Source organism: Chitinophaga agri, assembly GCF_010093065.1.
Lineage (GTDB): Bacteria > Bacteroidota > Bacteroidia > Chitinophagales > Chitinophagaceae > Chitinophaga > Chitinophaga agri.
Map to the genome: position 1 here is coordinate 969,850 of NZ_CP048113.1, position 19,520 is coordinate 989,369.

At 47.6% G+C, this 19,520-nt stretch carries 16 protein-coding genes; 8 read left to right on the plus strand and 8 right to left on the minus strand.

Features of this window, described 5'->3' with window-relative positions:
- Positions 1–56: 56 nt before the first annotated feature.
- Together GWR21_RS03640 and GWR21_RS03645 are read left to right on the plus strand one after the other, a co-directional pair.
- Positions 57–1,313: a putative DNA modification/repair radical SAM protein gene (locus GWR21_RS03640; protein WP_162330426.1), complete on the plus strand. Its 1,257-nt coding sequence runs from the start codon at positions 57–59 to the stop codon at positions 1,311–1,313.
- Between the two features lie 136 nt (positions 1,314–1,449).
- Positions 1,450–2,220: a TIGR03915 family putative DNA repair protein gene (locus GWR21_RS03645; protein ID WP_162330427.1), complete on the plus strand. Its 771-nt coding sequence runs from the start codon at positions 1,450–1,452 to the stop codon at positions 2,218–2,220.
- 76 nt (positions 2,221–2,296) lie between these two features.
- On the opposite strand, the gene nfi is transcribed toward GWR21_RS03645, so the two are convergent.
- Positions 2,297–2,992: a deoxyribonuclease V gene (gene nfi, locus GWR21_RS03650; RefSeq protein ID WP_162330428.1), complete on the minus strand. Its 696-nt coding sequence runs from the start codon at positions 2,990–2,992 to the stop codon at positions 2,297–2,299.
- A gap of 504 nt (positions 2,993–3,496) precedes the next feature.
- On the opposite strand from nfi, the gene GWR21_RS03655 reads away from it, so the two are divergent.
- Positions 3,497–3,781, plus strand: a complete 285-nt coding sequence (locus tag GWR21_RS03655) for a cation:proton antiporter domain-containing protein (RefSeq protein WP_238430164.1) — start codon at positions 3,497–3,499, stop codon at positions 3,779–3,781.
- On the opposite strand, the gene GWR21_RS03660 is transcribed toward GWR21_RS03655, so the two are convergent.
- On the minus strand, positions 3,778–4,986 hold the full coding sequence (locus tag GWR21_RS03660; protein WP_162330429.1) for a DUF763 domain-containing protein: 1,209 nt from the start codon (positions 4,984–4,986) through the stop codon (positions 3,778–3,780). The genes GWR21_RS03655 and GWR21_RS03660 overlap by 4 nt on opposite strands.
- Positions 4,987–5,007: 21 nt before the next feature.
- Positions 5,008–5,676 (minus strand): MgtC/SapB family protein, encoded by a 669-nt coding sequence (locus GWR21_RS03665; protein WP_162330430.1) that lies wholly within the window; start codon positions 5,674–5,676, stop codon positions 5,008–5,010.
- Between the two features lie 109 nt (positions 5,677–5,785).
- Here GWR21_RS03665 and GWR21_RS03670 point away from each other — a divergent pair, with 109 nt between their 5' ends.
- The 3 genes from GWR21_RS03670 to GWR21_RS03680 all read left to right on the plus strand — a co-directional run bounded on the left by GWR21_RS03670 (position 5,786) and on the right by GWR21_RS03680 (position 8,552).
- Positions 5,786–6,037: a hypothetical protein gene (locus GWR21_RS03670; protein WP_162330431.1), complete on the plus strand. Its 252-nt coding sequence runs from the start codon at positions 5,786–5,788 to the stop codon at positions 6,035–6,037.
- A gap of 98 nt (positions 6,038–6,135) precedes the next feature.
- A complete protein-coding gene (locus GWR21_RS03675) occupies positions 6,136–6,387 on the plus strand; it encodes a hypothetical protein (protein WP_162330432.1) in 252 nt (83 codons plus the stop codon).
- Positions 6,388–6,761: 374 nt separating this feature from the next.
- Positions 6,762–8,552 carry an ABC transporter ATP-binding protein gene (locus tag GWR21_RS03680; RefSeq protein ID WP_162330433.1) on the plus strand — a complete coding sequence of 597 codons (1,791 nt, stop codon included), beginning with the start codon at positions 6,762–6,764 and terminating at the stop codon, positions 8,550–8,552.
- Positions 8,553–8,930: 378 nt separating this feature from the next.
- Here the strand turns inward: GWR21_RS03680 and GWR21_RS03685 are convergent, their stop codons facing one another.
- Both GWR21_RS03685 and GWR21_RS03690 read right to left on the minus strand, forming a co-directional pair.
- A complete protein-coding gene (locus GWR21_RS03685; protein WP_162330434.1) occupies positions 8,931–9,407 on the minus strand; it encodes an acyl-CoA thioesterase in 477 nt (158 codons plus the stop codon).
- 26 nt (positions 9,408–9,433) lie between these two features.
- Positions 9,434–11,881, minus strand: a complete 2,448-nt coding sequence (locus GWR21_RS03690; protein WP_162330435.1) for a TonB-dependent receptor domain-containing protein — start codon at positions 11,879–11,881, stop codon at positions 9,434–9,436.
- Positions 11,882–12,055: 174 nt separating this feature from the next.
- Here GWR21_RS03690 and GWR21_RS03695 point away from each other — a divergent pair, with 174 nt between their 5' ends.
- A complete protein-coding gene (locus tag GWR21_RS03695; protein ID WP_162330436.1) occupies positions 12,056–12,817 on the plus strand; it encodes a DUF695 domain-containing protein in 762 nt (253 codons plus the stop codon).
- A gap of 109 nt (positions 12,818–12,926) precedes the next feature.
- Positions 12,927–14,966 (plus strand): BamA/TamA family outer membrane protein, encoded by a 2,040-nt coding sequence (locus GWR21_RS03700; RefSeq protein WP_162330437.1) that lies wholly within the window; start codon positions 12,927–12,929, stop codon positions 14,964–14,966.
- On the opposite strand, the gene GWR21_RS03705 is transcribed toward GWR21_RS03700, so the two are convergent.
- The 3 genes from GWR21_RS03705 to ypfJ form a co-directional block, all read right to left on the minus strand.
- Positions 14,952–17,261, minus strand: a complete 2,310-nt coding sequence (locus GWR21_RS03705; RefSeq protein WP_162330438.1) for an FdhF/YdeP family oxidoreductase — start codon at positions 17,259–17,261, stop codon at positions 14,952–14,954. The two genes, GWR21_RS03700 and GWR21_RS03705, sit on opposite strands and share 15 nt — an antisense overlap.
- A gap of 57 nt (positions 17,262–17,318) precedes the next feature.
- On the minus strand, positions 17,319–18,179 hold the full coding sequence (gene fdhD, locus GWR21_RS03710) for a formate dehydrogenase accessory sulfurtransferase FdhD (RefSeq protein ID WP_162330439.1): 861 nt from the start codon (positions 18,177–18,179) through the stop codon (positions 17,319–17,321).
- Positions 18,180–18,635: 456 nt separating this feature from the next.
- On the minus strand, positions 18,636–19,499 hold the full coding sequence (ypfJ, locus tag GWR21_RS03715; RefSeq protein WP_162330440.1) for a KPN_02809 family neutral zinc metallopeptidase: 864 nt from the start codon (positions 19,497–19,499) through the stop codon (positions 18,636–18,638).
- Positions 19,500–19,520: the final 21 nt, after the last annotated feature.

A 19,520-nucleotide genomic window follows, 5' to 3' on the forward strand; every position in this document is an offset into this window, starting at 1 on the left:
TAATTTATTTAGTGAATGCTAAAATATTTAGTAATTTAGTTCCACAGTTGATTGTTATGGAAAGGATACAGGAGAAACTTGCAATTCTGGCAGATGCGGCAAAATACGATGCCTCCTGCGCTTCTAGTGGTAGCAACCGGAAAAATGAGTCCAAAGGGCTGGGGAATGCTCATCCGGGAATGGGCATCTGTCACTCTTATACGGCAGATGGTCGCTGCGTATCATTACTAAAGATATTACTGACAAATGTTTGCATATATGACTGTGCTTATTGCGTGTCCCGCAGAAGTAATGATATTAAGCGGGCGGCATTTACAGTGCAGGAAGTGGTTGACCTTACAATTAATTTCTACCGCAGGAATTATATAGAAGGGTTGTTTCTGAGTTCCGGTATTTTCAAGGATCCGGATTACACAATGGAGCGGTTGGTGAGAGTTGCCAGGAAGCTCCGGACTGAGCATAATTTCAATGGGTATATACATTTAAAGGCTATTCCGGGTGCGAGCGATGAGCTGATGCAGGAAGCGGGGCTGTATGCAGACCGGCTGAGTGTCAATCTTGAGCTACCGACAGAAGCCGGGTTGAAGTTACTGGCGCCGGAAAAGAACCGGCCTGCTATGGTCAAACCCATTCGTTTCCTACAGAGTGAAATTATCCGCCTGGAAGATGAACGTAAGGTATTAAAGACGGTGCCTACCTTTATGCCTGCCGGACAAAGTACGCAGGTGATAGTAGGAGCGGCCGGAGAATCTGATATGGAGATCATGCACCTGGCTTCCCGGTTTTATAAACAGTTTCAACTGAAGCGGGTGTACTATTCCGGCTATGTACCTATCAGCAATGATACGAGATTACCGGCTTTGCATAGTCAGGTGCCGCTGATGCGGGAAAACCGGCTGTATCAGGCAGACTGGCTACTGCGCTTCTATGGGTTTGAGCCGCATGAGTTATTGAACGAAGGACATCCGAACCTCGATACGGACGTTGACCCTAAATTGTCCTGGGCGTTGCGCAATCTTAACAGCTTCCCAGTGGATATTAATAAGGCCGATAAAATGCTGATTGCCAGGGTGCCCGGCATTGGTATGGAAAGTGTACGTAAAATCTGTTCCGCCCGTATGCACGGTCAGTTAGGCTGGGATCAGCTGAAGCAAATGGGTGTACAATTAAATAAAGCCAGATACTTTATTACCTGTAAAGCCGGTGCACTCGAAAGACGGGACCTGACATCAGAACAGATACGTCAGCAACTGCTGGCACAATCTCACAGTAAATGGATAAAGGCGCATAGTCCGCAGTTACAGCTATTTTAAAGAGACAGCGGAGAACAATGAATGATACACAGTTATATGCATCTATGCTATGAATTTCCTCAATGACTATCGTCTGAAAGGGAATCCTGACAATCAGGAATGATCACCTGCTGACGATAGATTAAATGTTACTAAAATGACTACGTGGTTGTATGATGGAAGTTTTGATGGCTTCCTTTCTGCTGTATTTGATTTATACTGGCAGAAGAAAACGGATGTGACTATCCGCAAGGAACAGGATCATGTCAAAGGGTTGTTTGAAAATGTCATCTTTATGCCGACAATAATGGCGAATGCCGACAGGGTGTGGGCCGGGCTCAGTAAGAAGCTAACGGAAGAGAGTCTGCAGCAGCTCTTTTGTTGTTACCTGTCAGAACTACCCGGGGAGGAAGATCATATGGTGGGATTTATCAGGCATGTATTTGCCGGTGGAGAGGGGGTTACCGGTGATTTCGGGAATAAATATGTGCTGCATGTTGCCCAGCTTGCGCGAAAGGTACACCGGGAAAAGCACCGGATGGAAGCTTTTGTACGTTTTCAACTCACAAAGGATCAGATCTATTATTCACTGGTATCACCGGATTACAACGTACTGCCATTGATCGCCAGGCACTTTAAGGAACGTTATGCTGACCAGTACTGGATCATTTATGATGAACGCAGAAGGTATGGGATCTATTATAATCTGGACAAAGTAGAAACGATAAGATTGCAGTTCAACGCTGAATATGATCCACATTATCATACCACAGGAAATGTGTGGGCGCCGGAGGAGGAACTATATCAGCGGTTATGGAATACCTATTTCAAAGAGGCAAATATTGCGGGCAGAAGAAATCCCAGGTTACAGTTACAGCATATGCCTAGGCGGTATTGGAAATACCTGACAGAGATGCGGTTAGGTTGAGTTGAACGAGATCGGGCTGTTTAAAAAGTCTATTGCTCACATGGTACAACGCTTACAAATAATAATAACCGGCTTATTAAGATAAGTCCTTATACCCTTCGTTAATCTCTCCCAACCGGAACTGATTGACCAGATGATGTGCAAGCCTCGTAGGTTCAGGAATACGGTAGCGCCCTATACACTGGGTAACTATATCTAATGCGCTTTCTACGTCCATCTGATGCCCAGGAGAGACGAACACGGATTTTACGGCATTCTTTGTTCGCAGGACGGCGCCGACGGCCTCATTTTTAAATATCAGAGGAGAATGACTACCCTGAGCAGGCGCGGGCTCCTCATATTGACCACAAAGTACCTTTTTTGCACAACCGATAGTAGGCGCATTCGCTAACACACCGAAGTGGCTCGCAACGCCCATTCGTCTCGGATGCGCGATGCCATGTCCGTCTACTACCAGCAGGTCAGGCTTTAGGGGCAATTGTTCCCAGGCATCCATTAACGCAGGAACTTCACGGAAAGCCAGGTAACCAGGTACATAGGGGAAGTGTACCTCTTTCTTTACGAGCGAATAGCCGATAGGTGTTAACTCCGGAAAACGTAACAGGATAATGCCTGCATAGACGGTTGTACTGAATTTGTTAAAAGATATATCGGTGCCAGCAATGACATTTACTGGGCAGGTACGTGGCTGTATCAGGATCTTCTCCCGGAGATTGTTTTGAATCTCAGTAGCAGCTGTAACTTTCAGATTGTCATAATTTACGTATTCCATGATTTGACTGTCGGACTCTCCGGGACGATTCAAATTTCGTTCCGAAGGTAAGGAAGTAGTGCAGTCATAAGGCAGAAGATCCGGCGTCATCAGCAGGCATAAGATGATGGTTATACATGACGAAGACCGGGGGCTGTCTACTGCCGGACGTCTACAGCATACAAGAAGCACAGGCAGTCTTCAGTACTATCCTGTGCGCCTGCTGATATTGCTCAGTCTAATACCACAGCGGATGTAGAGAGAAAAGTCCGCTTCATTTGGCACGGAATTGGTGCTATATTTATCAGAACAATTTCTCTTTTTTAGCCTAGGGGAGGCTACAAATCGTAACCTGAGATGAAACCCCTCTTACATTTTAACTGGGTAATGCCAGCATAGAAAATAGGAAAGAGAAATTTTAAGGAGTCCCGGCTTTCATGCCGGGATTTTTTTACCCCCGCCTGTAGAGGAGGCTTTTGCTTGTTGGCATTGCGTATGGCAAGGGTGTTCCTTCAAAAGATCAATTTGCAGCGCGCCTTTCAGTCAAAGAATGAGCGGAGGCGACATAAGATTACAGCAGATGCTTTACTGGACTTCCCAACCAGCCTGATAATCAGTTGGTCAGGTATGAGAGGGATCGTCTCACTGGCGATAGCGATTGGGCTGCCGGTTACGCTTGAAAGCGGCGCGCCATTCCCACTACGTAATGAGATCATCTTTATATCAGTGGCTGTTGTGTTGTTTACATTGCTTGGACAGGGGCTCACCTTACCCTGGATCGTAAAGCAGCTGAAGCGGCATAAATCTTAGAACAAACTTAACTGATCACCCTCTTTCTTCTTCGGGGGCTGTGCCTTTCCCATCACTGTCTGTCCGCCGTATCGCCACGAGTTATCTCTTTCCTGTTGAATGAGATCTTCCAGCCGGGCATTCGGAATAAAATCCTTTTCCACCTGCTGTGACAACTGCGAGAGCTTACGGATGGCGTCCTGTTTATCGGACTGACCGATCTTAGCTTTGTTAACGGCATCTTTCAATACGCTGATCGTCTCATCATACACATTGACAGGAACAGGGAAGGGATGCCCATCTTTTCCGCCATGTGCAAAAGAGAATCGCGCCGGATCGGTAAACCGGGAGGGGGTACCATGTATCACTTCGCTGACCAGCGTAAGCGACTGTAAGGTACGGGGGCCTACACCCTCCAGCAGCAACAGCGATTCGAAGTCGTGCAGCTGACGCTCATGGGCTACAGCCAGCACACTTCCCAGTCTTTTGAGGTCTACATCTTTTGCCTTCACATCATGATGACCGGGCATGATCAGGTTCCTGATCTCTGGCAGCAGGTGGGCCGGTTTTTCCTTCACCAGTTCCAGCATGCCGGTTTTGGTCGCAGTTGCTTCCGGGTCGGTAAGGTTGAGAATAAGTCCCTGGTTCTTCCCGTATATAAATGTATGCGGCGCTTCTGTATAGGCTTTAAATGCGGCAGAATGCCAGTGATAACGACGGGCCATGCTACTGGCATCGTTCATTCCCTGTTGGACGATGGCCCATTCGCCTTCGTCGGATACGATGAAAGTGTGCAGATATAGCTGAAATCCATCCTGGATAGCCGTATTATCTACCTTGGCAGCCAGTTTACTGCTACGTACAAGTTCCTGCCCGGGAAGGCCGGTACGCTCCGCAATGGCCAACAGTTCCGCCGGCGTCTGACGCGAATGCTTACCCTTTCCTCCACAGATATAGATACCCAGTTCCTGTGCCCTGGGATTCAAAGCTTTCTTTAACGCGCCCAGTACGCTTGTAGTGATACCCGAGGAATGCCAGTCCATCCCCAGCACGCATCCCAATGCCTGGAACCAGCAGGGATCACTGAGTTTCCGGATCACTTCCGCCTTTCCATAATCGGCAGCGATGGTTTCAATGATAGCACCTCCCAGCAGGCTCATTCTCTGCGCCAGCCATGGTGGTACGTGACCATAATGTAAAGGTAGATCTGCATGTCCTCCCCGCATATACTGTTCCTATTTCTCTTTCTAAAGTGGGTTTGCCTGAACGGTGAAATGATGAATGTTCTTATCCGCCATCAGTAAGTCAGTAAGGGCAGTGATCGCCTCTGGTTTACCGTTTACCTCATATTTCTCCTCTATAAGTGCATCCTCTCTTTTCTGTATCAGCAATTTATAGTTCAATTCAAGCTGTTTGAATCTACCTGTGATCTCCTCAGGTTTGTATTTGTCTACCGGGTAGCTGATGGTGTAGGTACGTTTCTCTCTCCATCGTCCGATATTCGTTTCAAGCGCTTTTAGTCCCAGTAGTAACCCCAATACGATCACCAGGGAGAACGCTGCCAGCACGAAATCACTCATACCGATGGCGATGCCTAACGCGGAAGCGATCCATATTGTGGCAGCTGTGGTGATCCCGTCTATTGTAAAGTCACCTTTGAAAATAACGCCAGCGCCTATAAATCCGACGCCTGTGAGTATGTTTGACGCCACACGGTCGGGGCTACCCGGATATCCCAGTTCAACTGACAGGATCGTGAACAGGGTACTGCCCAGACAGATCAGGGTCAATGTACGCATACCCGCTGCCTTATGCCGGTATTCCCGTTCAAGACCAAGCAATCCGCCTATAACGACCGCGACTATTACTTTAAGTAGCTGATGCTGTTCAATATTTTGAAATAGAGACGCTTCCATAAACCTATTCAAATACAAATGTAAGCCTTGGCATAATTCTTTAGGCATAATGCAGAAATCATACTTCTGATACTTTTCATTGTTAAACCTGGATAAATTTAAGTTAATCATGAGAACGCAAACGAACGACCTCGGTAATAAAGCAATAACCCTTCGTCTGGCACTCTGTAAAATTGGTATCACTACTTGTCTCGCTATTATTCTGAGCATCTTCCTGTTTGCTTGCGGCAGTTCGAGAGAAAGTGGCAACACAACGGACAGTTCAACAATTATCCAGTCAGATACTTCCAGTACAGTAGACACTATGAACAGATCCATGGATACTTCTTCCGTAAGACCTGATTCTACGTCGATTAAGTAACGTTGTGTGGTCGATTGTCGACTATCGTCTACTATTTGTAGAAAAAAATACAGAGATGTATATGTGATAACTTATATCTGTTAACTCAAAAAGGGCTTATGAAAAATACGTTAAAAAATAATCAGCTGTTGTTCGCATTTATGATCGCCGGAGGTACTTTCCTGGCAGCTTGTGGAAATGGTACAGGCACCCATTCTGATACGACTACTGTAGGAGGAGTGGAAAATGGCACTGTAACGCCCGACACAGCTCCATCGGCAGAAATACCACCAGGAGCGATCAACCCCGGGGAAGATTCTTCCCGCTATGGGACAGGAACTGCAGATTCCAGTAAGAACAGACAGCAATAAGGTCAGTTACGGGAACAGTCAGCGAATACAAATGTAGTTACCATCAGGTAACGACTGCATAAGTGGTTTTTGGGAGATGGTCATTGTCTTCAGGCCCCTTAAAATTAATTAAACGACGCAGATTGGCTATTTAAGTCGTTGTAAACCAGATTGTATAACAAAACAGTCCTTGTATTCGTATCTGTACTGCGGCTTTTCAGTACGCAGTGTGACATCCGCAGGGATGTACATTCGTAATTGACTATCGTCTTGGAACAAAGGAGGTCTTTATGGCCTCCTTTATTTATTTTCGTCAGCTTAAAATATTTTACCTTTCCACCCCGTCATAACCTATACAACTTGTTTATTCCTCCACTGGAAATGTTCACAAACTGATGCAAGAAGATAGCACACCACAGAAAAAGCCTTTACGTGCAGCGGCTCTAAAACGCACACTCAGATTATATAAATATGTTAAACCGTATTGGCCGGCATTCAGTCTGGGGATCCTGTTCCTCTTTGTGTCAAGTGCCGCCAATCTCGCCTTTCCAAAGCTGCTTGGGGAACTGGTTGATGCCGCTGGTGGACATCGTGTGACGACTGATCCACACCGTATCAATCAGATCGGGTTACTACTGGCGGCAATCCTCATTGCCCAGGGAATTTTCGGCTATTTGCGGATAATGTTATTTGTTAATGTAACGGAGCGTTCACTGGCTTCCTTACGTCAGCATATTTATAACCATCTCATCAAACTGCCGATGCGCTTCTTTCTGAGCAGGCGTGTCGGGGAACTGGGTAGCCGGATCTCTTCGGATATTTCCCTGTTACAGGAAACATTTACTACAACGGTCGCTGAATTCATCAGGCAGATCATCATTATCGTTGGTGGTATTGTGCTGCTGTTACATACTTCTGTACAACTCACTTTGCTGATGCTGGCTACCTTGCCGGTGATCATGGTGATTGCCTATTTCTTCGGACGCTTCGTAAGACGGTATTCCAAGCTGGCGCAAAGTCAGGTGGCAGAAGCCAATACAATCGTTGAAGAAACCCTGCAGGGCGTGTTGAACGTCAAGGCCTTTGCTAACGAATTTTTCGAAATGAAAAGATACCGTCAGAAGATCCAGGAGGTCGCTGCAACAGGTATGAAGACCGGAAAGTTCCGCGGCGCTTTTGCTGCCAGTATGATTGTCGGGATCTTCGGCGCCATGATAGGCGTGATCTGGAGGGGCGCCTTACTGATCGCTGAAGGAAAAATGGACCCGGGCATGCTGCTGTCATTTGTGCTGTACTCCAGTTTCATTGGCGGCTCTGTGGCCGGTCTGGCAGAAGTGTATACCAGTATTCAGAAGAGTATTGGTGCGACGGAGCATCTGCTGGAGATACTTGATGAACCGGCAGAGCCGATAGCAGAAACGGCTGTTGTCGCACCACAGGATCACCTCACCGGGCAGCTTTCCTTCAGCAATGTGTCTTTCCATTATCCTACCAGGGAAGATCAGCAGGTGTTACAACATGTCTCATTTGATATAGCGCCTGACCAGCAGGTAGCACTGGTCGGACCCAGTGGCGCCGGAAAAAGCACGGTCGTGTCCTTACTGTTGCGCTTATATGATCCGCAGTCGGGAACAGTACGCTTTAACGGAAAAGATGCTACGTCGTTTCCGCTTTCCGCGTTGCGGAGTCAGATGGCGATCGTTCCACAGGACGTTTTCCTCTTTGGGGGCACCATCCGCGATAACATCGCTTACGGTAAACCGGAGGCAACCACCGAAGAGATCCGGGAAGCCGCACAAAAGGCAAACGCCTGGGAGTTCATAGCGCGCTTCCCCGATGGACTGGATACCGTCGTTGGGGAAAGGGGTATTCAGTTATCCGGCGGACAACGGCAGCGTATTGCTATTGCCAGAGCTGTCCTGAAAAATCCCCGCATACTTATCCTCGATGAGGCTACCTCCGCACTTGACTCTGAATCAGAACGACTGGTGCAGGATGCGTTGGAAAAGCTCATGGAGGGCCGGACCTCTATAGTGATCGCACACCGTTTAAGCACGGTGCGCCAGGCAGATAAGATCATTGTGCTGGACAAAGGGCAGCTGGTGGAAGAAGGTACGCACCAGGAACTGATCCTCATGGAGGGTGGTTTGTATAAAAGTCTGAGTGACATGCAGTTCTCGCATTAGTGGTGCATTAAATATGCATTAACAGGGTGTATTCCCTGGAAGGCCATTCCAATATTCCCGGGCGGGAATCTGGAATGGCCTTTCTTAATTGTACCATTCAGGGAATGGGCTAAAAAACAGGACCTGATAACCTTACTAACAGGGCACGGACAGGTCACTTAAAGGGCACCTCAAGGGCACTTCAATATCCAAGGGATATTGAAGTGCCCTTGAGGTGCCCTTTAAGTGACCTATTGGTGATACCTTCGTGTAAAGATCAGACCGATAGCAGCAAGGTGTTTGTCTGCTATCAGGCAGCAGGAACAAGCGTAAACAGCAACGCCTTCAGTTCTTGCGAACCGAAGGCGTTTTATATGAAATTATAACGGCAGGTCAGGCCTACATGTAAGGTCTCATTTCCTCCTCAATGTTCTGTCTGAGCGCCATTAGCTTTTTAGCATAGTTCTCCATTTCGATGGCTGCCTGCGTTTCGGGCACCCATTTAGGCACCGGAACCGTTTTGCCATTATCATCCACCGCAGCGAACACCATTACGCAGTGGGTGGTTTTGATCCTGTCCTTACGACGCGGATTACCCGCCTGCACATTGATCGCAATATGCATACTGGACGTACCCGTGTAGATAACAGTAGCCGTTATTTCCACCATATCTCCAATGGAGATAGGCTTGAAGAAACGGATACCACCCACATAGACTGTTACGCAGTATTCACCGCTCCAGTTGGCCGCACAGGCGTAACCTGCCTGGTCAATCCATTTCATTACGGCGCCCCCATGCACTTTACCTCCAAAGTTTACGTCAGACGGTTCTGCAAGAAAGCGGAGCGTGACGGTGTTGCTGATAGCATCGATCATAAGTATTCGGTTTTGGACAGGTAAAATTAAAATTCTTCTTTGTTTTCCTGTCCTTCTTCTTTTTTACCGCCTTTACGCTTAAACAACTGTGTATCCATTTTACCGAAACGATAAGACACGTTCAGTCGCAGTTCGCGGGTAGCACGCTTGCGGTATCTTTCCTGCTCAGAGAAGGCCGTGTTGGTGTAAGACAGGTTACGGTCGGTATTGAAGATATCGTTCAACGCCAGAGACACCACCAGGTTCCTCTTCTTCAGGAACTCCTTACGCAGCGCTATATCAGCAGAGTATTGTGCCGCTCTTTCCCCCTGTGGAAGGATCTGTTTGGACTCGTAGTTACCAGTTACCTGCAGCGAGGTATTCCATCCCAGTTTGGTATTACTGTTCACTTTACCAAACCAGATAAAGCCCTGATTAGTAAGGTTGTTCTGCAGGTTGCTTGCATTGATCTTTTGCTGCGCAAGGTTCAGGTTCGATGTGATGTCCCAGCCTTTTATGATCTGGTTGCGAACTGTAAATTCAGCACCGTACGCATTACGGGTATTCGCATTCACCGGATAAGACAATACTACTTTCTGCGTCTGACCATTGATGGTCAGGGTTGTGTCTGTATAAAAATCAGTGATGGCTTTTTCCGTATTTCTGAAGTAAACAGACACCAGCACGTTATGTTTTCGATTGAAATCCTTCAGATAGCTTAATTCGAATGAGTTGGTGAACTCAGGACGTAAAGCCGGGTTACCACGGCTGGCACTCTGGGCCGTGTAGTCCAGGTTAGGCAGCAGGTCGCGGAACCATGGGCGACGTATACGGCGGCTATAGTTCAGTTGGAGCTCATGGTCACCTTTGAATTTCTGGGAGAGGAAGATGCTGGGGAACAGGCTGATAGGATAATCGATCTTGTAGCTGTTCTTGTTCTGGCTTCTCATTTCTCCATCGTAGAAGGACTGCTCCGCACGCAGACCACCCTGGTATCCGAAGTTGCCGGAGGTACCTGAATAGCTCACATATGCAGCGTTCACTGTTTCTGAGTAACGGTAATTATTTGAAAGGGAAGAATCTAATACATATTGACCAGTAGTATAATCCTGCCCCTTGGTATTCAGTTCGTTATTGAACTTACGTGTGGTAGTACGCAGACCAGCTTCTATCTTAGAGTTCTCCGTTAGTGGGTTTACGTAATCGATCTGACCAGTGATATAGGTGGTATTACCACTACCACGACCATACCGTGACTGTGGGATGTTAGGAGAGTCGATCGGCTGATGACCCAGATTATAATATTGCAGAGAATAATCTGAATTGTCTTTGGACCTCGCGTAGTTGTAGTTGAAGTCCGCAGTCAGTTCATGACCCTGTTTTGCAAAGGTATGCTTATAACCTACCTGGGTGCTGTAGTTACGGAAGTTATGGTTCTGGTTATCAACACCAGTACCATAGCGTACTTCATCCCTGTTAATGTCCTTATCGTAGAGTTTCAGATCGCTGTTATCTTTGAAATCACCAGCAGTGATACCCTGCGCGATGGTAAAGGTGTTCCGGTTGTCCATGAACCAGTCAAACCCGATACGGCCATTCTGGAAACGGCGACCGTTCTCTCCATCGTTAAACTGGTCCAGGTAAGTAGTGGTATCAGCGCCGATGTTTTTACGGAACAGGTGAGAGCGTGAGCTACCCTGACGGCTTCTCAGATTATAGCTCAGGGAGAGGTTGAATTTCTCCTTACGGATATTGAGGTCCGTACCGATGTTACCACCACCCAAGGTGGACAGACCACCATTGATCTGGCCGTTGATGCCTGCTCTGCGGTTCTTTTTAAGAACAATATTCAGGATACCGCTTACACCTTCCGCATCGTACTTGGCAGAGGGGTTCGTCACTACTTCCACCGTAGCGATGGCGTCAGCAGGGATCTGATCAAGTGTAAGAGTGGTAGGGCGACCGTCTACAAAGATGGTAGGAGAGCCGTTACGCACGCTCACGTTTCCATCGATGTCAACATTTACAGAGGGGACCTGTTTGAGTACATCCGTAGCGGTACCACCTACGCTGGAAATATTTTTATCGACGTTGAAGACCCGTTTGTCGATCGCCATCTGGAAGGCAGGCTTTTCGCTTACCACCTCTACAGCGGCCAGTGATCTTACATTTGCGGCTAGTTTAATATTACCAATATCTATACTATTATTTTTTGCCGTCAGTGAAATTGTTTTATAAACGGTTTCATAGCCAATAAAATTCACCTTCATGATATATTTGCCAAGAGGGATTTCCGGAAAATTGAAATCACCATTTGGCTTAGACAGCATACCCGTAGCGACGCTTGAATCTGCTGCACGGAGCAGGGCCACTGAAGCGTATTCAATAGGAGCATTGGTTGTTGCATCAACGAGTTTTCCGTATAGGGAGCCGTTTTCCCCTGATTTCTGCGCTGGTTCCTGCGCATGAACGGCGGTGAGGAATGAGACCAACATTCCCAAACATAAATAGACAATTTTCTGCATGATCCTTATATCTTTTCTTATAATAGCCTGTAACTGACATAAAAGTAGACCGATTTAAAAAAAGATTGTGCCCATAATGGATGAATGGCACGTTGGGTTATGTATCTTTACACCCGACAGTTACATTTTTCGAATCAATGCATTATGCCTGACGCTTACCAACCTGACTGGGACATATACACTTGCCATATAGAAGATAAACCGGCCATAATTGGGCTGGACCTTGGTTTACGCCGTTTTGCTCCGCTGAGCAAGAAGCCGTATTCGTTATTTATATCTGTCTATCTCAGAGAGCCCAGACCAGACGGATTCCCTAATGGAGAAGAGTTTTCCATGCTGGGTGTGATAGAAGACTGGCTTGTACAGGAAATGGAAATTTCCTTACAGGCACATTTTGTTGGCAGAACGATGTCGGATGGCGTGAGAGATTTTTATTTTTACACATCGGACATACAGGACTACGAACAGCACGTTACAAAGGCCATGTCACGCTTCCCGGATTACAGGTATGAGTGTGGGGTGAAGGAAGACAAGACCTGGGAGCTGTATTTTGACTATCTTTTTCCTGATACGCAGGAATTTCAACGTATTCAGAACCGCAAAGTGTTGCGCACGCTGAAACAACATGGGGATATTCCTGAGCGGGAACGCCTCATTGACCATAGGATTTATTTTTCTACTGAAGCTGAACGGGATGTTTTCGGACAGCAGGTACAATTATTGGGATTTACCATTGATGATCGTCCCGTGGAAGTGAATAGTCTGCAACCCTACGGGTTAAAACTATCCCGTATAGACCGCACTGACGATGAAAGTATTGATACAGCAGTAATGATGCTCTGGGAGCTCGCCCAGGAAATGAGCGCACGTTATGACGGCTGGGAAACCGTGATCGTGGCAGAATAATTAGTTATATTGTTACAACTGTTACATATTCTTTACGTAAGTAAAGATGGACCTTGTTTATTACTTCTGAGATCGAGTGAGAAAATCGATAAAAATATTACTATATTTTTTGATTTGCTATTGCCTGGCCTTCGAAATTTTAGAGGCACATGGTCATCCCATACGGACAAGAACGATCTACCATCCCGTTTTGCGTGATACCATTATACCGGTAAAGCCCGCCGACCCGGCTATTCCGGTCCCGGAGGATACACTTTTTCCCATCATCCCGATGATACCGTCGTTGCCTATTATGCCGACCGTGCCGGAGGATACCGCCGTTCCCGGAGATATCATCCTGAAAGGCGATACCATACCCGTTTCAAAAAGATATTCCAATTCCTGGTTCGGGAGAATGCGGGTTTACCGCGATTCATTGCGGAGCCGGTCCTACCGCGATTCTATGGTCAGAAAGGTCACCCGACAGAACGTGCCGGAGCCTGGCATGGACAGCAGCATTATCAAGAGTGAACAATACTTTAAGCCTTATAGCGGGAAGGTGATCAGGGATGTCTACTTCCGCCGTGTAAACGTATTCGGTCCCAGCAATATCAGGGATACCACCTTTTCTACTTCTATGAAGCTGGTACATCTGGCTAACCGGCTGCATTTCAATTCAGAGGAATGGGTGATCCGTCAGCTGCTGTTTTTCAGGCAGAACGATACCCTCGATCCCTATGAGATGTCGGACAATGAGCGTTATCTCCGTAGCCGTCCCTTCATTCAGGATGCCCGCTTGTATATTATTAATACAGGCGCCTCGCCGGACTCAATTGACTTACTGGTGGTTACCAAAGACGTATTTGAATACGGCTTCGACCTGTCCCGACTCAGTACGAGCGGTGTCAGGGCCAGCGTATCTAACGATAACCTGTTCGGAGCTGGTCAGGGTGTGAAAATAGGAGGCTCCTGGAGTGGAAATGATAATCCGCCCTTCGGATCACAGGCCAGGTACACCAAGAATAATATACTGGGAACGTTCATAGACTTCTCAGGCGGCTATACGACGCTCAATAATATTAATACACTGGATTCGGGGACATATGAGGGCACTTATTATCTGGCCTTCGACAGACCTTTATATAAAAGCGGCGCAAAATGGACAGGGGGTATTGGTTTCAGCACCAACTACTCTATTAATATGTTCAACAAATCAGATACCCTGTACCGGAATTACCGGTATAACATCCTGGATGTATGGGGTGGTTACAATATTCTGAAACAGGATAGCCGTAATCCGGACTCCCGTCGTCCCAATCTGGCCTTCCTCATTCGACACTTCAATCTCTTATTTACAAAGAAGCCCTGGCAGGAAGAGTATAAACTGGACCCCGTATATAATAATCACCGGTTCTATCTCGCACAGGCGGTGGTGTTCAGACAGGAGTTCTTCAAAACGAATCACTTCTTCGGATTTGGCAGAACGGAGGATATTCCGTTGGGCTACACCGCTTCAGCCACTGCCGGATGGGATACCTGGAAAGGGCGTACCCGCGGGTATGTGGGTGTGGAGGCGGAGAAATTCTGGGTCACACGGGGAAAAGGTATCGTATATGGGCAGGCCGGGTTGAGCACATTCTATCAGAACTTTCAATCTGAGGATGCTGTCATCCATGCCAGGATAGAATATTACAGCCGTGCCTTCCAGTTTGCCGGGGGGAAGCTGCGTCAGTTCCTGTACTTTGATTACCTGGGGAATCTGAATAATTACTTCTACCGCCCGTTGAACATCAACCGTGATCTGGGCGTATGGGGATATAAGGACGTTCCTTTAAGTGGTTACCAGCGTTTGAACATGCGGTCAGAGACGATCTATTATAGTCCGTTGAAAATGTTAGGGTTCAAGTTCAATTTCTTTACTTCTGTTCAGGCTTCCCAGCTGACTACCAAAAGCAATAATCTGCTCAAGAATCCTCTTTACACCGGACTGGGACTGGGCCTCAGGGTAAGGAACGAGAACCTGTCGCTGAATACCCTGAGGCTGGCTGCCAATTATTATCCTAATGCGCCTTACCCCATGAAGACTATTTTCTGGGAGGCTACCACCGTGGTAGACTTCCGCTTCAATGTATTCTCTCTGAGAGCGCCTGCTTTCTTACAGTTCAGATGATTTCCTGATCCTGATGACCACCAGTTTAGAAGTGGGGGTGTTACTTTTATCCGCTACACTATCCAATGGTACCAACGGATTGGTTTCCGGGAAATAGGTGGCTGTACACTTTTCCGGGATGCTGTATTCCACTACCAGGAACCGTTTTACGATCCTTTCCTGCCCACCCGACTGGTTGATCAGGTCAACTACGTCATTGGGTTTAAGTCCGGCTTCGCTGATATCTTTCGCATTCATTAATATCACCCGTCTTTCCTGGTAGATACCTCGGTAGCGGTCATCCAGGCCGTAGATGGTAGTGTTGAACTGATCATGGCTGCGGATGGTCATCATCATGTATTCGTCGGGGGCCAGTTTATGTTCAGTCACAGTGGCGACATTGAAATTCGCTTTGCCGGTATTGGTAAAGAAATTTCCGTCACGGGCACCATTGGGCAGATAAAATCCACCTGGGTGTCTCACCCGGTTATTATAGTTGGTAAAGCCTGGGATGACCTTCTCAATATCCTCACGGATGTAGTCGTAGTGCTGCATGTAATGCTGCCAGCCCACTTTTGATCTGCTCCCAAGAGTGGCCATGGCCATTTTACACACGATGGCCGGTTCACTTAGCAGGTGATCTGAGATAGGTTGCAGGTTACCTTTTGACATCTGGACAACACCCATAGAATTTTCGCAGGTAACGAACTGTCTTTCTCCCCGCTGAACATCTTTATCACTGCGTCCTAAGGTAGGAAGAATGAGGGCTTCCCGTCCATGTACCAGGTGACTGCGGTTCAGTTTTGTAGATACGTGTACGGTCAGCGCGCAGTTCCGTAAGGCCGTTGCCGTTACTTCAGTATCAGGAGTGGCCGACAGGAAATTGCCTCCCATAGCAATAAATACCGAGGCTTTTTTGTCACGCATGGCTGCAATAGCATGTACGACATCATAGCCATGTTTACGGGGAGGTTCAAATCCGTAGATATTGCGAATGGTATCAAGCAGTTTGACAGAAGGTCTTTCGAAGATACCCATGGTACGGTCGCCCTGGACATTGCTATGTCCCCGTACGGGGCAGGTGCCTGCGCCAGGCTTGCCCACGCTGCCTTTGAGCAGGAGCAGGTTTACTACCTCCCTGATCGTATCTACGGCATTCTTATGTTGCGTCAGCCCCATCGCCCAGCAGGCAACGATCTTCTTTTTATGCAGCAGCATATCAGCAGCTTCCCTGATCTGTTCCAGGGAAACGCCCGCCGCTGTGGAAAGCTGCTCCAGCTGCAGCTGACGGAGGTGCTGTATATAGGCTTCGTAGCCGCTGGTATTGTTACGAATGAATTGATTATCAAAGACTGCCCCGGGACGTTTCTCTTCTTCCTGTAACAGCAGGAGGGCAATGGCCTGTAGTAATGCCATATCTCCATTGATCTTCACCTGGAGGAAAAGATCTGTCAGATGAGTGGGGACATGGAGCATGCCGCCCACAGTCTGCGGATTCATGAAGTTCAGCAAACCTGTTTCAGGCAGTGGATTGACCGAGATGATCTTTACTCCATTCTTTTTCGCCTTCTGCAATGCAGAAAGCATCCGTGGATGGTTCGTGCCAGGGTTTTGTCCTAGTATGATAATGACCTCGGCTTCGTACAGGTCTTCCAGTGTGACTGATCCCTTGCCAATACCCAGGCTGTCGGACAAAGCCACACCACTGGATTCATGGCACATATTGGAACAATCGGGCAGATTGTTGGTGCCAAATTCACGTACGAAAAGCTGATAGAGGAAAGCTGCTTCATTACTGGTACGACCTGAAGTATAGAAGATCGCTTCGTCCGGAGAAGAAAGTGCGTTCAGGTGTGCGGCTATTTTGATGAAGGCATTTTCCCAGGAGATAGGCGTATAGTGTGTGGCGCCGGAAGCCAGATACATGGGTTGCGCTACACGGCCCTTCTTTCCGATCTCATAGTCTGTCAGCTGTCCCAGTGACGCAATACTGTTTTCAGCGAAAAACGCGGGTCCGAGCTTTTTGCTGGTCGCTTCTTCAGCCACCGCTTTGGCGCCATTTTCACAGTACTCTGCAATAGCAGAACGCTCATCATCCGGATCAGGCCATGCGCAGCCGGGGCAGTCGAAGCCATTTTTCTGATTGAGCTTCAGCAGGGCTTTCATGCCCCGAACGGCGTCCATCTCCCGGAGAATGTGCCTGGCACTGTAGATTACTGCCGGCAGTCCGGCGGCAGCAGTTTTGGGTTTACTAAGACGTACATGCCCGGTGAAATGTTCAGGATTCAGGGATGCGTCAGTATGTTCAGTACTCATGGAGCATTTTTTCAGTAATGTGGTATATATCGGTGCTATAACAGCCTCGGTAAGCTATCAGTGTGTACTGACAGTAGTGTTTGTTATCGCTATCCTTTTTTCGCCATTATAGATATTGAAACGTTGTTGTCTGAGAAATCCGATGAGGGTGATATCCCACTCGCGGGCCATCTTCACGGCCATGCCCGAAGGGGCACCCACAGCGGCGATCACTTTTATGCCCGCCATAGCAGCCTTCTGTATCAGTTCAAATCCTGCGCGGCCACTGAGCAATAACAGATAGTTGTCCATAGGGAACAATTGTTGTTGCAGGGCGGCCCCTATAAGCTTATCTACAGCGTTATGTCTGCCAATGTCTTCCCGCATCAGCAAAGGCGTTGCCGACGGGTCGAATAAGGCAGCTGCGTGTATACCACCCGTATCTTCAAACAATTGTTGCTGTTTTCTAAGTATATCAGGCAGCTGTGTGATCATGGAGGCTGGCCATTTCCATCCCGTCGTGGCAGCCGGGCTGGTTTTTGACACAGGAGTATATATGGCAGTGATGTCAGTTTTTCCACACATGCCGCAGCCGGCATTGGAGACGAAATTGCGCTGCGAGGAGGTAAGAGCAGGGCATACGTGTTCGTGCAGGCTTACCAGTATTGTATTTGTAATTTCACTCTCAGAACTGATGGCTTTGACATCTTTTTCAGAACGAATGATACCTTCTGTGAACAGAAAGCCTATCGCCAGTTCAGGATCCTGCCCGGGCGTACGCATCGTAACGGAGACGGACTGTTGTTGTCTGTTAGCAGCAGGGCCGTGAATGAGCTGTATTTCAAGCGGTTCTTCGGCGGCCAGTGCATCTTCTGTGGCAGTAACAATTGTATCTTGTACTCTTGTTATGCGTGTGTAGGAAATGGCAGGATTTGACATGGTGTAAAGTTACGGAATATAAGATAGGATGATTACTGTATAGGTCAGGGTTTATTTTGTCATTTTGTTAGTGAAGGTGAAAGCTGCGCCGGTTTGAAAGCTACAAATGATGTGTGTTAATCATTTGATTGTCAATTCAGTATTGAAGGCAATAAAGCCGGTTGTTTAATAACTGTTTTCATATCCGCGTGATCAATGCCGTAAGATGTTCTGTTGAATGTGAGGGCTGTCTTCTGGGATGACATGTTCCGATGATCGTCTTTTGCGGCTGCAAAAGTCAGGCCTTCGTGATCATGCAGGAGAGTGGAAGGTGAGGGGCTATTAAAAAGAAGACAGGCAGACCGTAAGGCCTGCCTGCATTGAATAAACTTTTGTCTGATATAAGTGACACCAGCTTCTGTATTAGTTGAAAGGTCTGCATTTATGAAGGCATCAGCATAGCACCTGTTTATTTCACTAAAGATCATTGGCGCTGAATGTGTCACCCTGTTTTACATCACCGGTTTCGAAGCCTTTCTTAAACCAGCGCATACGCTGTGCAGAAGTTCCGTGTGTGAATGCATCAGGAACGACATGTCCGGAGGCCGCCTTTTGCAGGGCATCGTCACCAACCGCACTGGCAGCATTCAGGGCTTCTTCAATGTCACCAGGTTCAAGGATATTCTGCATTTTCTGTGCATGATGTGCCCATACACCTGCAAAGAAGTCGGCCTGAAGTTCCAGTTTCACGGAGAGCTTGTTGTATTCTTTTTCACTGATCCGGGAACGCATCGCCTGTACTTTGCTGCTGGTCCCGAGGAGATTCTGGACATGATGACCGACTTCGTGTGCGATCACGTAAGCCATTGCGAAGTCGCCGGCCACTTTGAATCGCTGCTCCATTTCATTGAAGAAAGTAAGATCAAGGTAAACTTTTTCATCTGCGGGGCAATAGAATGGGCCCATGGCGGATTGCGCCGCACCACATCCGGACTGGTCGTAGTCTGTATATAATACCATGCCGGGATCCTTATATTTTTTGTTCATCTGTGCAAACAGCTGCTCCCATACATCTTCAGTATCGGCCAGCACAGTAGAGGCAAATCTTGAGATCTCGTCACTGCTGTCGGTAACAGTGCCGGCTTCCGTCTGCTGGGCGCCGCCGGAGTTTTGTTGAATGGATTGTAAAGCCTGTTGAGGGTCCTGATTGAATAGCAGGGCCAGGACAAGAATGATCACCCCACCAATACCTCCACCAATACCAATTGTCTTCATACCACCACCACCGCCACCACGGCGATCTTCTACGTTGTCGCTTAATCTTCTGTTTTGCCAGCGCATATTTTAATTGTTTATATGTCG